Here is a 14850-nt window from a genome sequence, read left to right on the forward strand (position 1 = left end):
GCGCCCGCTCAGTCCTCGTTCTCTTCCGCTGCTTCGCGACCCTGCTGGCGGATCAGTGCTTCTTCGCGCGCATCGTTGATGGCATGGCGGACGCCATCCAGATCGATGGTGCTCTCATCCTGCTCGAATTCACCGGTCAGTACGCTGTCCGGCAGCAGATCGCCAGCCTCGAACAGCGCCCACATCTCCTCGCCGTACCAGGTCTCCAGCAGCTCCGGTGCCCAACGACCCAGATACGCGGTGAGGTTGTTGACGTCGCGCAGCAGCATCGTGCGTGCGGCATTGTTGCCCGCCGCACTGACCACCTGCGGGAAATCGATCACCACCGGGCCTTCCGGGCCGACCAGCACGTTGTACGGCGACAGATCGCCGTGGATCAGACCGCAGCACAGCATGCGCACCACCTGGCGGACCAGGATCTGGTGGAACTCGCGCGCCTGTTCCGGGCTGAGTTCAACCTCGCCCAGCCGCGCGGCGGAATAGCCTTCAGCATCGGTGACCAGCTCCATCACCAGCACGCCGTGGAAGTAGCCATACGGCTCGGGCACGCGCACGCCGGCATCGCGCAGCTGGTACAGCGCATCGACCTCGGTGTTCTTCCAGGCTGCTTCCTGCTGCTTGCGGCCGTAGTTGCTGGCCTTGCCCACGGCGCGCGCTTCGCGGCTGCCACGGACCTTGCGGCCTTCCTGGTACTGCACGCGCTGCTGGAAGCTGCGCTGGGCCATGTCCTTGTAGACCTTCGCGCAGCGCACATCGTCGCCGCTGCGGACCACGTATACCGCTGCTTCCTTGCCGCTCTTGAGCGGGCGGAGCACTTCATCGATCACGCCGTCGTCGATCAGCGCCTGCAAGCCTTGGGGGGTCTTCACGGTATCTCGGGAATCGGCTGGCGCGGGGCCTGCCCTGGAGGGGGAGGGATTTTCGCATCTTCGGGCCCATGGAGCCATCGACACGGCGCCCGGCGGTCGGGTTGTTCAGCTGCGTGCACGGTGGCGCCCGCTTGAAATCTGCTTCACATCCGCGCGGCAGGCTGGGGTCACTTCCCAAGGAGTGCCACCCATGATGCTGTCCCTGCTGCGCCGCACCGGTGCCGTTCTGGCCCTGCTGCTGGCTGTCCCCGCACTGCATGCCCGCCCCGCGGCATCCGATACGGTGCTGATCGTGGTCAGCGGCGAAGGCCGTAATCACGGCAAGACCCGCCCCGGTTTCGAGATGGACGAGTTTGCCCAGGCCTACCTGATCTTCCGCGACAACGGCCTGGCCGTGCAGGTGGCCAGCCCACGCGGCGGGCCGGTGGAGGCCGACAAGTTCGACCCGAAGGAGCCCTTCAACGCGCGCGTGCTGGCCGATCCGGCGGCGATCGCGCTGCTGGCCGATACCCGCGCCACCTCGACCCTGCGTGCGGCCGACTATGCGGCGGTCTACGTGGTTGGCGGCAAGGGCGCCATGTTCGATCTGCCGACCGATGCGGCGCTGCGCGGCCTGCTCGGTACGCTGCACGACGGCGGCGCCGTGGTCGCCGCCGTCTGCCACGGTCCGGCCGCGCTGGTGGATGTACGGCTGGCGGACGGATCACTGCTGGTCGCAGGTCGCCGCATGACCGGCTTCACCAATGCGGAGGAGGGCGTGTTCGGCAAGCGCTGGGCCAAGGAGTTCCCGTTCCTGCTGGAAACCGCGCTGCGCGAGCGCGGTGCGCGCTGGGAGCAGGCGCCGCTGATGATGCCCAAGCTGGTGGTGGACGGGCGTCTGATCACCGGACAGAACCCGTACTCCACGCCGGCGGTCGCCGAGGCGATCGTACGTGCCACCGGTCGCACCCCGGTCGCCCGTACCCCCTGGCGTGATGAGGCCAGCATGACGCTTGTGCAGCGCCTGCTCGACGGTGAAGGGGAGGCGGTCAAGCGCGAGCTGGCCAGCGACCGCACCGGCTATCACGACCAGTTGATCGGCGTGCTCGGCTACTACCAGCTGCAGGCCGCGCAGGACGATGCGGCCGTGCGTGACGCCCTGGCGATCATGCAGCTGGCGGCGCCGTACATGAGCGAGCCGCAGCTGCCGCTGGGCATCGCGCAGGCGCACTGGCGGCTGGGCGAGGTGGAACAGGCGCGCAGCGTGCTCGGCAAACTGCTGGAAACGCACCCTGACATGGCCGAAGCTAAGCAGCTCAAGGACACGATCGAAGGCTGACGCCATGCATGACGGCCTGCACATCCTGGTCATCGAGGACAACCCGGCGCTGCGCGCCGGCATGGCCACGCTGCTGGAGGCGCGCGGCCATCGCGTGGCCTTCGCCGCCGATGGGCTCAGCGGCCTGCAGATGGCGCTGGACGAGCCGCCGGACGTGCTGGTGCTGGACCTGACTCTGCCGGGTATGGACGGTCTGGGTGTGTGCAGCCATCTGCGCGAGCGGGCCGACCGCCACATCCCGATCCTGATGCTGACCGCACGTGACACACTCGGCGACAAACTGATCGGCTTCCAGGCCGGTGCCGATGACTATCTGGTCAAGCCGTTCGCCGGTGAGGAACTGCTGGCGCGGTGCCTGGCGCTGGCGCACCGGCATGAGCGGCGCGAGGGTCACGTGCTGCGCATCGGCTCGCTGCATATCGATCGCCGCCGCGGCAGCGCGACTCGCCGCAGCCAGGTGCTTGAGCTGCCGCAGACCGCGTATCGCCTGCTGGTGCTGCTGGCCGAGGCATCGCCGCGCACGGTGACCCGCAGCGAGCTGATCCGTCGTCTGTGGGGCGATGAAGCGCCACCGTCGGATCCGCTGCGCTCGCACCTGTACCTGCTGCGCCAGGCCCTGGACAAACCGTTCGATCGGCCCATGCTCAAGACCGTGCACGATGTCGGCTTCAAGCTGGAGGCCGACGCATGACGACGCGTGTGCATCGCCTGCGCAACCGGTTGATGCTGGCCTTCGCGGTGTTCGCACTGGCGGTGGCCAGCCTGTTCTGCCTGTACGTGGCGGTGTTCGTGTACAGCGTGGAGGATCGCTTCTTCGATGCGATGCTCGAACAGGAAGCGCATCAGCAGCTGGATCAGCGGGCCGCGGGTGGTATCTGGTCGGCGCCGCGCAACGCGTTCATGACCGTGCACGAAAGCAGTGCCACGTTCCCGGCCGATCTGAAAACCGCGTTCGATGCCGAGCCGTGGCGCCACGAGTTCGCTGGCACGCAGGGGCGGCACTATCACCTGCGCGCACTGCAGCCGGTCGGCGCCGGTACACCGGGATGGCTGGTCGCCGAGGTCAGCGAGCAGCTGGTGGTGCGGCCGATGCGCGGCCAGATTCTGGGGCTGCTGGCCTGGTCCGGGCTGGCCGTGGTGGTCGTTGCCGTGCTGGCCGGTGCGTGGCTGGCACGACGCACCACGCGTCCCTTGTCCAAGCTGGCCGCACTGGTCGATGGGATGGCGCCTGATCGACTGCCAGTCGGGTTCGCGGCCGAGTTCCCCGATGATGAAATCGGCGTGCTCGCCCGGGGGCTGGACAACCTGACCGGGCGGGTGCGTGCTTTTGTTGCCCGCGAACATGCCTTTACCCGGGATGCCAGCCATGAGCTGCGCACCCCCTTGGCGGTAATCCGCAGCGCGACCGAACAGCTGGCCAACGAACCGGAGCTGTCTGTGGCCGGACGGTTGCAGCTGGCGCATGTGCAGCACTCGGCGCGTCAGCTCGAACAAACGGTGATCACCCTGCTTACCCTGGCCCGCGAAGAGAGCCTTGAGCAGGACGCGCTGCCACTGGCGGTGCTGCCGGTACTGGAACAGGTAGTAGTCGAGCAGGCCGCGCTGCTGGACGGCAAGCCGGTGCAGGTGCGTGTCGAGGTACCCGGCAACGTGCGCCTGACGGTGCCCGGGCCGGTGCTGCACATGCTGCTGGCCAATCTGGTCGGCAATGCGTTCGCGCACACGCGGGCAGGTGAGGTGCACATCGATGTCGCGGCCGGACGGCTGCGCATCCGCAACACCGCACCGGCCGGTGACCCTGACACGATCGTGCGGCCTTTCGCCAAAGGCGAAGGCAGTGCCGGCTTTGGGCTCGGCCTGGCGATCGTGTACCGGCTGTGCGACCGCTTCGCCATCGACCTGCGCATCGAGGGAACCGAGCACGCCACGGTGGCCAGTTTCAGCGTGCACTGAAGCGGGGCGCTCCTCGCACCACATCCGCCCACTGCCACGCCCGCTTCCGTCCACCGCCAAAGTGCGCGATGCTCTGCTGAACGGGGAGGGGCGCATGGGGAACAGGGACGAGGGCATCGCGACGGCCGCTGGCGGCGAGTCGCAGACACCAGCGGCGGATCAGACGCCGACCGACTGGTCGTTGCTGCCGGTCACGCATGGCAACGAAGACTCGATGGTCGCGGTGATCTGGCGCCTGCTGCGCCAGGAGCCGGCGTTGATGGTGAGCGCGGGCTACGTGTTCCTGTCCGCGCTGGGGCTGTGGTCGAGCTATTTCTTCTACTTCAAGTTCCGGCTGTCGATCCTGGATTACCTGCAGGTCAGCGACTTCCTGGTCGCCGGTCTGCGCGATCCGGCCTATGTGCTGATCCTGCTGCTGGGCGCACTGCTGGCGGTGCTGCTGGGCTGGCCGGAAACACTGCGGCGGCGCAACCCGGCCAAGGTGGCACGCCTGCGTGCACGGCATTGGGGATGGCGGATGCTGTTCTCCGAATCGCCGTGGATGAACTGGGAGTTTTCCGGGCTGCGCCCCCTGACCGGCATGTGCATGGGGGTGGTCTGCTTCATGGCCATCGGCGCCGCACTGTATGCGTTGAACAAGGCCGAAGCCATCCGGGATGGCAACGGAGGCACGCCGGTCCAGGTGATGCTCAACGGTGACAGCGCCACCTTGCCCGGCACTGCGAAGCTGCTGGGCTCCAGCAGCGCGTTCGTGTTCCTGTGGTGGCCGGCACAGCGCCGTGCCGAGGCCGTGCCGATCGGCTCGATCCGGCGGCTGCAGTCGATGGCCCTGCCGGTGAAGCCGGCGCCGGTGCCCAAACAGGCCCCGGCGCCGCCCCCCGCGCCGCGCTGAGATCAGCACGGCGCTCCGCGCACGGCTTCAGGCGAGCGTGCGCACCTTGGGTTCACGCGCCCACTGGCGGGTGGCCGCCGCAGCCAGGAAGGCCTTGGCGTCCTCCGCCTCGACCACGCCAGCATCGTTGCCGACCCGGGCAATCTTCAGCAGCGCCTGTGCACCGTCATCGGCAGCGATCGCCTTCAGATGGGCCCAGGCGTCGCTGACGAAATCGATCGCGGCCGATTCCCTGCTCAGCTTCTTGGCGGCATCACTGCTCAGCACCACGGCGACCGCATCGAAAACCACCGAGGGCGTGCCCGCCAGCTGGCCATCAGCGGCCAGCGTCTTGCCGTCACTGAGCTTGGCGCCACCGATCTTGGGCGCGACCAGCTTGACGCTGGCCCCGGCCTTGTCGGCCGCCTTGCGCAGGTTGGCGATCAAGGCTGCATCGGAGCCCTCGTCGAACAGGATGCCGATGCAGCGGCCTTTGAGCAGGTCCTTGGTGCGGCCGATGATGCGCACCTCCGGCGCCTTCGGGAAATCCTGTGCCGGGGTCTGCGTGGCGGCCGGCTCGGGCAGCGCGGGCATCGCCAGGCCGTCGGCCACGCGCTTGGCCAGTGCATCGTCGATGTTGCGCAGGTGACTCACGGTGCGTTCGCGCACCTTGACCGTCTCCACCTTGGAGAGCTCGAACACCAGCGCCGAAGCCAGATGCGCCTGCTCCGGTGCCTCCAGGCTGCGGAAGAACATGCGGGCCTGGCTGTAGTGATCGGCGAAGCTCTCCGCGCGCACGCGGCCCTTGCGGCCGTCATCCGGCGCGGTGGCGTGACTGGGGAAGCCGTCGACGCTCTCACGCGGGCTGTCACCCTGCAGCGAACTCGGGTCGTAGGCGACCCGTCCCTTCGGGATGTTCATCTGCATGTGGCCGTCGCGCTGGTGGTTGGCGAACGGGCACTTGGGCGCGTTGACCGGGATCTGGTGGAAATTCGGCCCGCCCAGTCGGCTGAGCTGGGTATCCAGATACGAGAACAGACGACCCTGCAGCAGCGGATCGTTGCTGAAGTCGATGCCCGGCGGCACGTTGGCTGGGCAGTAGGCGACCTGCTCGGTCTCGGCGAAGAAGTTGTCCGGCCAGCGGTCCAGCACCATGCGCCCGATCACGGTCAGCGGCACCAGCGACTCAGGAATGATCTTGGTCGAATCCAGGTGATCGAACGGGAAGGCGTCGGCCTGTTCTTCAGTGAACAGCTGCACGGCCAGCTCCCACTCGGGGAAGTCGCCGGCGGTGATCGCCTCGAACAGATCGCGGCGGTGGAAGTCGTTGTCCGCGCTCTGCAGCTTGACCGCCTCGTCCCACACCGTGGACTGGATGCCCAGCTTCGGTCGCCAATGGAATTTGACGAAGGTCGATTCGCCGGCATCGTTGATCAGCCGGAAGCTGTGGATGCCGAAGCCCTCGATGGTGCGCAGCGAGCGCGGGATCGTGCGGTCGCTCATCGCCCACATGATCATGTGCATCGACTCGGGCATCAGCGAGACGAAATCCCAGAAGGTGTCGTGCGCGCTCGCCGCCTGCGGGAAGGCACGGTCCGGCTCCATCTTCACCGCATGGATCAGGTCCGGGAACTTGATCGCGTCCTGGATGAAGAACACCGGGATGTTGTTGCCGACCAGATCCCAGTTGCCTTCCTTGGTGTAGAACTTGACCGCGAAGCCGCGCACATCGCGCGGGGTATCCACCGAACCGGCGCCGCCAGCCACGGTGGAGAAGCGGGTGAACAACGGCGTGCGCACACCGACTTCACTGAGGATACGGGCGCGGGTGTACTCGCCGAGCGAGCGGGTCAGCTCGAAGTAGCCATGGGCGGCGCTGCCGCGCGCATGCACGATGCGTTCGGGGATGCGCTCATGATCGAAGTGGGTGATCTTCTCGCGCAGGATGAAGTCTTCCAGCAGCGTCGGCCCGCGCGGGGTGGCGCGCAGCGAGTTCTGGTTGTCACCGACCGGGATGCCCTGGTTGGTGGTCAGCACGGGATGGCCATTGCCTGCACGCTGGTGCAGTTCATCCCCTTCGCCACGGACATCGGTGGCGGGTGCAGGGGCGTTCTTCGTGCTTTTCTTGCTGGCGGCCATGAGGCGACTCCGGGAGCTGGCGGGAAGGGGGATCGCTTCACACTGGCGGCCGGGGCGTTAATCGACGGTGCGAAAAGGCGGCGCCGCTTGCACCCGCGCTTCACATGTGGCGCTTCGGCGCTGGGTCGGCGGCGCCCGGGCGGGTATCCTTGATGGCGTGTCCTTCTGTCTTTCCCCGCCGCATGCGCGTTGAACCTGCCGACATCGAAGCCCTGTTTGATGCGATCCCGGACGTCCTGTTCTTCATGAAGGACTGCGACGGGCGCTACACACACATCAACCAGACCATGTTGCGTCGGCTGGGGCTGAAATCCCGCAAGGACGTGATCGGGCGCACCGCAGCGGAGATCTACCCGACCGGGCTGGGTGCCGATTACGCCACCCAGGACGAGCAGGTGCTGGCCGGCAAGGTCATCGAGAACCTGATGGAACTGCACCTGTTCGCCAACCGCGAGCCGGGGTGGTGCCTGACCTGCAAGCGGCCGCTGGTGGTGGACGGGCAGATCCGCGGGCTGATCGGGATCTCGCGCGATCTGGGCCAGAAGGACAGCCTGGGCACGCAGTACGAACAGCTTCGCCTCGCGCTGGCGCATCTGAATGCGCATTACGCCGAGAACGTGCGCATGCAGACCCTGCTCGACATCACCGGGTTCTCGCTGTCCAAACTGGAGCGCACCTTCCGCAAGGTGTTCCAGATGACCCCGCAGCAGGTGCTGACCCGGCTGCGCATCCAGATGGCGGTGCATCTGCTGCATGGCCCGGACAGCATCGCCAGCATCGGCCAGGCCTGCGGCTTTACCGACCAGAGCGCGTTCACCCGCAAGTTCAAGGCCGAGGTCGGGCTGTCGCCACGGGCCTACCGCGCCCAGATCAGCGAGCGCGCGGCCGCCTGAGGCGGGGTGGGGCTTGTGGCCTATGCCGTCGCGCGGCCGACAGGGTATGGTGTCGCACTTGTTGCCCGCCAATCGATTCCGATGCCCGCATCCCAGACTCCGGCTTCCGCCACTCCGCCCGCCGCTGCCCGCCTCGGGCACGCGCTCAAGCCCCGCCAGCTGATCATGATGGGCCTGGGCAGCGCGATCGGCGCTGGCCTGTTCCTCGGCTCCGGGGTGGGCGTCCAGGCCGCCGGACCGGCGGTGCTGCTGTCGTATCTGGTCGCCGGCGCGCTGGTGATCATCGTGATGAACGCGCTCGGCGAAATGGCCGCGGCCAAGCCGACCAGCGGCGCGTTCTCGGTCTACGCCGCCGACGCCATGGGTGCCACCGCCGGTGCCACGGTCGGCTGGCTGTGGTGGGTACAACTGGTAATCGTCATCGCCGCCGAGGCGGTGGGGGCCGCTGGGCTGCTGGCGACTGTCTGGCCGGCGATCCCGGTCCCGATGGCCGCGCTGGCCTTCATGCTGTTCTTCACGGCGATCAACCTGCTCGGGGTGAAGAACTTCGGCGAGTTCGAATTCTGGTTCGCGATCCTCAAAGTGGCTGCGATCATCGGCTTCATCCTGATCGGCGTGGCCCTGCTGATGGGCTGGCTGCCGGACGTGGCCTCGCCCGGCCTGCGCAACTTCACCGAGCACGGTGGCTTCATGCCCAAGGGCCTGGCCGGGATCGGCGCGGCGCTGCTGGTGGTGGTGTTCGCCTTCGGGGGTACCGAGATCGTGGCGGTGGCTGCGGCCGAGACCGAAGATCCCGAGCGCAGCATCGCCCGCGCGATCCGTACCGTGGCGTGGCGCATCCTGGTGTTCTACATCGGCTCGCTGAGCGTGATCATCGCGGTGGTGCCGTGGACCAGCGAGGCGCTGAAGTCGCCGTTTGCTGCCGTGCTGGAAGCCGCCAGTATTCCGGGCGCGGCGACGGCGATCACGCTGATCGCGGTGATCGCGCTGCTGTCGGCGCTCAATGCGAATCTCTACGGCGCGTCGCGGATGATGTACTCGCTGGCGCAGCGCCGTGAGGCCCCGGCGGTGCTGGGCTGGACCGATCCGCGCCAGGTGCCGATCATCGCGGTGCTGGCCAGTGTGCTGTTTGGTTTTGCGGCAACGGTGATGGAGCTGGTGTTCCCGGACAAGGTGTTGCCGGTGCTGCTCAACATCGTGGGCTCGACGTGTCTGTTGGTGTGGACGATTTCGTTGTTGTCGCAGTTGATTCTGCGCCATCGTGCGAACCGGGATGGGACGCGTCTGCCGTTCCGGATGGCGGGGTATCCGTATCTGACGGTGATCGGGTTGGGGGTGTTGGCGTTGATTTTCGGTCTGCTGCTCTCCGAGTCGCATACGCGGTTGCAGTTCCTGTCGATGGCGGCGCTGACGGCGGTGATTGCGGCGAGCAGTGAGATTGCGCGTCGGGTGCGGGCTGGTCGGGGTAGCTGATTGCCAACTGCTAACAGCCAGCAGCCAACAGCCAACAGCCGCAGGTTTGAGCCTCCGCTCGCCTGGGCGGGCACGGGTGGGTTGTCGGGACCCGCTGCAAGTACGTCCATGTAAGCTCGTATGCCGCCATCCATGGCGGCATACGGTCCCGCCAACCCACCCGTGCCCACCCTTTGACAGGGGGCTGGTGGGCAATGGGAAGTCAAAAGCAGAACGCAGAACGCAGAACGCTGCCGAGCTGGTGCTGGGATGTTCGATGCACTGATGCTGGCAACACAACACAACACAACACAACACAACACAACGCTCAAAGCTCAAACCTCAAAGTTCGACACTGAGTGCGCAATGCGTACTTAGCACTCAGCACTCAGCACTTAGCACTTAGCACTCAGCATTGAACGTTGGGTGCCCAAGCTGATGCTATGGACAGTCATCCGATGAGTGCATGAGGTGTTAGTGCTCGCCTCCGTTGCACGGCGATCGCGTTTGCTTTTTCAGAGGCAGCCGACCCACTGTCGAGGGCGGGGGTGTGTGGGTTGGCGGGACCGTTGGAGCGGCATGGATGCCGCTCACGAGCCTCCAGGGACGGATTTACGGCGTGTCCCGCGGACCCGCACACCCCTGCCATGCCACAGGATCTCGCCGACGTTGATCTCGGCCGGTGCGCCAGATTGTGGGGGCATGAGGCAACACAAAAACGGCCCGCTTGCGCGGGCCGTCTGCTGTTGCGTCAGGGTAGGGAGGCTTAGACCTCCACGCCCTCGTCTTCCTTGTACGCATCGACCGGGATGCAGGCGCACATCACGTTCTTGTCGCCGTAGACGTTGTCCACGCGCGCCACCGGCGGCCAGTACTTCTGCTGGCGCAGGCTGGCCAGCGGGAAGGCCGCCAGCTCGCGCGGGTAGGCGTGGGCCCACTCGCTGGCCGAGACCGCCGTGGCGGTGTGCGGGGCGTGCTTGAGCGGGTTGTCCTCGCGGTCCAGACGGCCGTCTTCGATCGCGGCGATTTCCTCGCGGATCTGGATCATCGCGTTGATGAAACGGTCCAGTTCGTGCAGCGATTCGCTCTCGGTCGGTTCCACCATCAGCGTGCCCGCGACCGGGAAGCTCAGGGTCGGGGCGTGGAAGCCGAAATCGATCAGGCGCTTGGCCACGTCCTCGGCGCCGATGCCGGAGGTCTTCTCCAGCGGACGCACGTCCAGGATGCACTCGTGTGCCACCAGGCCGTTGCGGCCGGTGTACAGCGTCTTGAAGTGCGGGGCCAGGCGCTTGGCGATGTAGTTGGCGTTGAGCAGGGCGACCTGGGTTGCCTTGCGCAGGCCGGCGGTGCCCATCAGCGTGATGTACATCCAGCTGATCGGCAGGATCGAGGCGCTGCCGAAGCTGGCCGCGCTGACCATGCCCACATCGCCTTCGCCGCCCAGCACCTTCGGCAGGAACGGGGCGAGGTGCGACTTGACCGCACACGGGCCGACGCCCGGGCCGCCGCCGCCGTGCGGGATGCAGAAGGTCTTGTGCAGGTTCAGGTGCGAGACGTCCGAGCCCCACTTGCCGGGCTTGGCCACGCCGACCAGGGCGTTCATGTTGGCGCCGTCGGTGTACACCTGGCCGCCGTGCTGGTGCACGATCTCGCAGATCTCCACCACCTCTTCCTCGAACACGCCGTGCGTGGACGGGTAGGTGATCATCAGCGCGGCCAGGCGGTCGCTGTACTTCTCCGCGTTGACGCGGATGTCGTCCAGATCGACATTGCCGTTGGCATCGGTCTTGGTCACCACGACCTTCATGCCGCACATCTGCGCCGAGGCCGGGTTGGTGCCGTGTGCCGAATCCGGGATCAGGCAGACGTCGCGATGGCCTTCGCCGCGCGAGCGGTGGTAGGCGCGGATCGCCAGCAGGCCGGCGTACTCGCCCTGCGCGCCGGAGTTCGGCTGCAGGCTGACCGCGTCATAGCCGGTGCACTCGACCAGCATCGCTTCCAGGCCGTCGATCAGTTCCTTGTAGCCGGTGGCCTGGTCGGCCGGAGCCAGCGGATGGATGTTGGCGAACTCCGGCCAGGTCACCGGGATCATCTCGGCGGTGGCGTTGAGCTTCATCGTGCAGCTGCCCAGCGGGATCATGGTGCGATCCATCGCCAGGTCCTTGTCCGCCAGCGAACGCAGGTACCGCAGCAGTTCGTGTTCGCTGTGGTGGGTGTTGAACACCGGGTGGGTCAGGAAGTCGCTGGTGCGCACCAGGCCGGCCGGCAGCGCATCGGCGGTGGCCGCATCCAGTGCATCCACGTCGACCGTGGCACCGAACAGCTGGCCGAGCGCGACGATGTCGGCGCGGGTCGCGGTTTCATCCAGGCTGATGCCGACTGCATCGCTGTCGATCGCCCGCAGGTTGATGCGCGCCGCCGCAGCCTTGGCGTGGATCGCCTTGGCGTCCACATCCTTGACGTGCAGGGTGTCGAAGAAGTGCTCGCCCACGTTGACGCCGGCGCCGCGCAGTGCGGCGGCCAGGATCGCGGCCAGGCGGTGGGTGCGACGGGCGATGCGGGTCAGGCCTTCCGGGCCGTGGTACACGGCGTACATCGAGGCCATCACCGCCAGCAGCACCTGGGCGGTGCAGATGTTGGAGGTCGCCTTCTCGCGGCGGATGTGCTGCTCGCGGGTCTGCAGCGTCAAGCGGTAGGCAGCGTTGCCCTGCGCATCGACCGAGACGCCGATCAGGCGGCCCGGCATCGAGCGCTTGTACGCATCGCGGCAGGCCATGAAGGCGGCGTGCGGGCCGCCGAAACCGAACGGCACGCCGAAGCGCTGCGAGTTGCCGACCACGATGTCCGCGCCCCATTCGCCGGGGGCGGCGATCAGGGTCAGTGCGAGCAGATCGGTGGCCACGGCGACCAGGCCGCCGCGCGCGTGCACGGCATCGGCCAGCGCCTTGTAATCGCCGATATGGCCGAAGGTGTCCGGGTACTGCAGCAACACGCCGTAGGCTTCGGCTTCCATCGCCTCGGCCGGGGTGCCCACGCGCAGCACGATGCCCATCGGCTCGGCGCGGGTGCGCAGCAGTTCCAGCGTCTGCGGGTGCACGGCGTCGTGCACGAAGAACGTATCGGACTTGGACTTGGCCGAACGCTTGGCCAGCGTCATCGCTTCGGCCGCGGCGGTGGCTTCATCGAGCAGCGAGGCGTTGGCGATCTCCATGCCGGTGAGGTCCGCGCACAGCGTCTGGAAGTTGATCAGCGCTTCCATGCGGCCCTGCGAAATCTCGGCCTGGTACGGAGTGTAGGCGGTGTACCACGCCGGATTTTCCAGCACGTTGCGCAGGATGACGTTCGGGGTCAGCGTGCCGTAGTAGCCCTGGCCGATGAAGGTGCGGAACACCTGGTTCTTGTCGGCGATGGCGCGGATCTTGGCCAGTGCCTGCACTTCGGTCAGCGACTCGGGCAGGTCGAGCGGTGCCGGCGATTTGATCCCGGCCGGGACGATCGCATCGGTCAGCGCGTCCAGCGAGGCATGGCCGACCACGTCGAGCATCTGCGCGATTTCGGCGTCGTTGGGGCCGATGTGGCGTTCGACGAACGCGTGGCTGTGTTCAAGCTCGCGCAGGGAGGGGGTGTTCTGGGACATGGCTGGCATCCGGAAGAGAGGGCACGCACGTTCGGAAGGCGGCCGGGGCCAGGGCGCGTCGCGGGCGACAGCGATCCACCGGACCTTGCGGTCTTCCTGGGTGCCCCTCTGTCCTTTTGCCTGAGAGTTTGGAAGCGCGCATCTGCGTGCTTCGTGCCCCTTCGGCGCCGGCACTCGCCGGTCTCTCCAGAGTTTTGGTACGGGTGGTATCGGGCCTGAGCGATTACGGGCGTTGCGCCTTCGGCAGCGGGTGTCCGCTTCTCCCACCATGTAGCCCGGCGATTATAGCCCAGCGCTTTCGGCCGCTGGGCCTTTCCGCTACATGAATACGGGACCATCCCGACCCCGGAAACGTGCCCTCGGGCATGGTGCCGGGCGCGGCAAAGGCCTATGATCACTGGATCCTCGTATTCATCTGGCGCCGCCCGTTCCGGGCCAGGCGCCCGCCGTGCAGTGCGCATGGCCGCTGACGGAAGCCCGCATGACGCCCGCCTCACCCTCGACCCGCCGTCTGGCCCTGCTGCTTGCAGGCCTGGCGATGTTCGGTCCGTTCTCGATCGACACCATTTTCCCGGCCTTTCTGCTGCTGGGCGAGCGCATGCAGGTGGACCAGGTCGCGGTGCAGCAGACCATCAGCGTCTACCTGCTGTTCTATGGCCTGATGAGCCTGGCGCACGGCCCGCTGTCGGATGCCTTCGGCCGCAAGCGGGTGATCATCGGCGGGCTGGTGTTGTTCATCGGCGCCTCGATCGGCTGTGCGCTGTCGCGGGACATGACCACGTTGCTGGTGTTCCGCGCGTTGCAGGGCGTGACCGCCGGCGTCGGCGTGATCGTCGGCCGCGCGGTGATCCGCGATCTGTACCACGGTGCCGACGCGCAGCGCTTGATGAGCCAGGTCTCGATGATCTTCGGTGTGGCCCCGGCGATCGCCCCGATCATCGGTGGCTGGATCCTGCTCGGCGGCGGCGACTGGCCGCTGATCTTCTGGTTCCTGGTGCTGTTCGGCGTGGTCCTGCTGCTGGCCACGGGCAAGTGGCTGCCGGAAACCCATCCGGTCGAGGCGCGCACGCCACTGTCGATGCGTGAACTGCTGCGCAGCTATGCCCGCATGGGCTCCAACGCGCGCCTGCTGCGGCTGTCGGCCGCCGGTGCGCTGAATTTCTCCGGCATTTTCCTGTACATCGCCTCGGCGCCGGTGCTGGTGATGCAGCACCTCAAGCTGGGCGAGGGCGGTTTTGCCTGGTTGTTCATTCCAACCATCGGCGGCATGACGATGGGCTCGTTCCTGTCCGGGCGGATGGCCGGGCGGATCCTGCCGCAGCGGCAGATCGCGATCGGATTCGGCCTGTGCGCAGTGTCGGCCGTGCTCAACATCACCTACGTGCTCTCGGTGCAGCAGATCGCGCTGCCGTGGGCGGTGATGCCGATCTTCCTGGGCGGCGTGGGCATGGCGCTGATCTTCCCGGTGCTGGCGCTGGCGGTCCTGGACATGTACCCGCACCAGCGCGGCCTGGCGTCTTCGATGCAGATGTTCATCCAGCTGATGATCAACACCGTCGTGGCCGGTGTGGTCTCGCCGATGCTCAGCAGCAGTCCGGTGCATCTGGCGCTGGGCTACATGGGCTTCTTCGCGCTGGGCGGCTCGTTCTGGTACTGGGAGCGGTACTGCGAGCGCCGCCGCGAAGTATTGACACCCATCGAGTAGGCCACGCGGCTGG

10 protein-coding genes and 1 riboswitch are annotated in these 14850 nt (G+C 67.1%); of the genes, 7 read left to right on the forward strand and 3 right to left on the reverse strand.

The features are described 5' to 3' along the window. Positions 1-8: 8 nt before the first annotated feature. Positions 9-869, reverse strand: coding sequence for a PA4780 family RIO1-like protein kinase (locus tag EDF74_RS13030; RefSeq protein ID WP_123730495.1), 861 nt, complete (start codon positions 867-869; stop codon positions 9-11). A 190-nt stretch (positions 870-1059) separates the two neighbouring features. On the opposite strand from EDF74_RS13030, the gene EDF74_RS13035 reads away from it, so the two are divergent. From EDF74_RS13035 to EDF74_RS13050, 4 genes are all read left to right on the forward strand, one after another. Beyond that, positions 1060-2187 carry a DJ-1/PfpI family protein gene (locus tag EDF74_RS13035; RefSeq protein WP_123730496.1) on the forward strand — a complete coding sequence of 376 codons (1128 nt, stop codon included), beginning with the start codon at positions 1060-1062 and terminating at the stop codon, positions 2185-2187. Between the two features lie 4 nt (positions 2188-2191). Further along, a complete protein-coding gene (locus tag EDF74_RS13040) occupies positions 2192-2878 on the forward strand; it encodes a response regulator transcription factor (RefSeq protein ID WP_123730497.1) in 687 nt (228 codons plus the stop codon). After that, positions 2875-4140 (forward strand): sensor histidine kinase, encoded by a 1266-nt coding sequence (locus EDF74_RS13045; RefSeq protein WP_123730498.1) that lies wholly within the window; start codon positions 2875-2877, stop codon positions 4138-4140. The genes EDF74_RS13040 and EDF74_RS13045 overlap by 4 nt, the downstream gene beginning before the upstream one ends. A 94-nt stretch (positions 4141-4234) precedes the next feature. After that, on the forward strand, positions 4235-5032 hold the full coding sequence (locus EDF74_RS13050; protein ID WP_123730499.1) for a hypothetical protein: 798 nt from the start codon (positions 4235-4237) through the stop codon (positions 5030-5032). Positions 5033-5059: 27 nt separating this feature from the next. Here the strand turns inward: EDF74_RS13050 and EDF74_RS13055 are convergent, their stop codons facing one another. Further along, positions 5060-7150 carry a catalase gene (locus EDF74_RS13055; RefSeq protein ID WP_123730500.1) on the reverse strand — a complete coding sequence of 697 codons (2091 nt, stop codon included), beginning with the start codon at positions 7148-7150 and terminating at the stop codon, positions 5060-5062. Positions 7151-7332: 182 nt separating this feature from the next. Between EDF74_RS13055 and EDF74_RS13060 the strand changes: the two genes are divergently transcribed. Together EDF74_RS13060 and EDF74_RS13065 are read left to right on the forward strand one after the other, a co-directional pair. Further along, positions 7333-8043, forward strand: a complete 711-nt coding sequence (locus EDF74_RS13060) for an AraC family transcriptional regulator (RefSeq protein WP_123730501.1) — start codon at positions 7333-7335, stop codon at positions 8041-8043. 81 nt (positions 8044-8124) lie between these two features. Beyond that, positions 8125-9516 (forward strand): amino acid permease, encoded by a 1392-nt coding sequence (locus tag EDF74_RS13065; protein ID WP_123730502.1) that lies wholly within the window; start codon positions 8125-8127, stop codon positions 9514-9516. Positions 9517-10261: 745 nt separating this feature from the next. Here EDF74_RS13065 and gcvP read toward each other — a convergent pair. Then, complete coding sequence (gene gcvP / locus EDF74_RS13070) at positions 10262-13141, reverse strand: aminomethyl-transferring glycine dehydrogenase (protein WP_184997236.1); 2880 nt, start codon at positions 13139-13141, stop codon at positions 10262-10264. An 89-nt stretch (positions 13142-13230) separates the two neighbouring features. Further along, positions 13231-13332, reverse strand: a riboswitch (glycine riboswitch). 281 nt (positions 13333-13613) lie between these two features. Between gcvP and EDF74_RS13075 the strand changes: the two genes are divergently transcribed. Next, on the forward strand, positions 13614-14837 hold the full coding sequence (locus EDF74_RS13075; protein WP_123730504.1) for a multidrug effflux MFS transporter: 1224 nt from the start codon (positions 13614-13616) through the stop codon (positions 14835-14837). Positions 14838-14850 lie beyond the last annotated feature (13 nt).

Origin of the sequence: Stenotrophomonas rhizophila (assembly GCF_003751305.1) — a bacterium.
GTDB classification, from domain to species: domain Bacteria; phylum Pseudomonadota; class Gammaproteobacteria; order Xanthomonadales; family Xanthomonadaceae; genus Stenotrophomonas; species Stenotrophomonas rhizophila_B.

Excerpts from the sequence above, each read along its gene's own strand:
- EDF74_RS13035 (WP_123730496.1), top strand. The coding sequence starts at position 1,060 with ATGATGCTGTCCCTGCTGCGCCGCACCGGTGCCGTTCTGGCCCTGCTG.
- EDF74_RS13040 (WP_123730497.1), top strand. The coding sequence starts at position 2,192 with ATGCATGACGGCCTGCACATCCTGGTCATCGAGGACAACCCGGCGCTG.
- EDF74_RS13045 (WP_123730498.1), top strand. The coding sequence starts at position 2,875 with ATGACGACGCGTGTGCATCGCCTGCGCAACCGGTTGATGCTGGCCTTC.
- EDF74_RS13050 (WP_123730499.1), top strand. The coding sequence starts at position 4,235 with ATGGGGAACAGGGACGAGGGCATCGCGACGGCCGCTGGCGGCGAGTCG.
- EDF74_RS13055 (WP_123730500.1), bottom strand. The coding sequence starts at position 7,150 with ATGGCCGCCAGCAAGAAAAGCACGAAGAACGCCCCTGCACCCGCCACC.
- EDF74_RS13060 (WP_123730501.1), top strand. The coding sequence starts at position 7,333 with ATGCGCGTTGAACCTGCCGACATCGAAGCCCTGTTTGATGCGATCCCG.
- EDF74_RS13065 (WP_123730502.1), top strand. The coding sequence starts at position 8,125 with ATGCCCGCATCCCAGACTCCGGCTTCCGCCACTCCGCCCGCCGCTGCC.
- gcvP (WP_184997236.1), bottom strand. The coding sequence starts at position 13,141 with ATGCCAGCCATGTCCCAGAACACCCCCTCCCTGCGCGAGCTTGAACAC.
- EDF74_RS13075 (WP_123730504.1), top strand. The coding sequence starts at position 13,614 with ATGACGCCCGCCTCACCCTCGACCCGCCGTCTGGCCCTGCTGCTTGCA.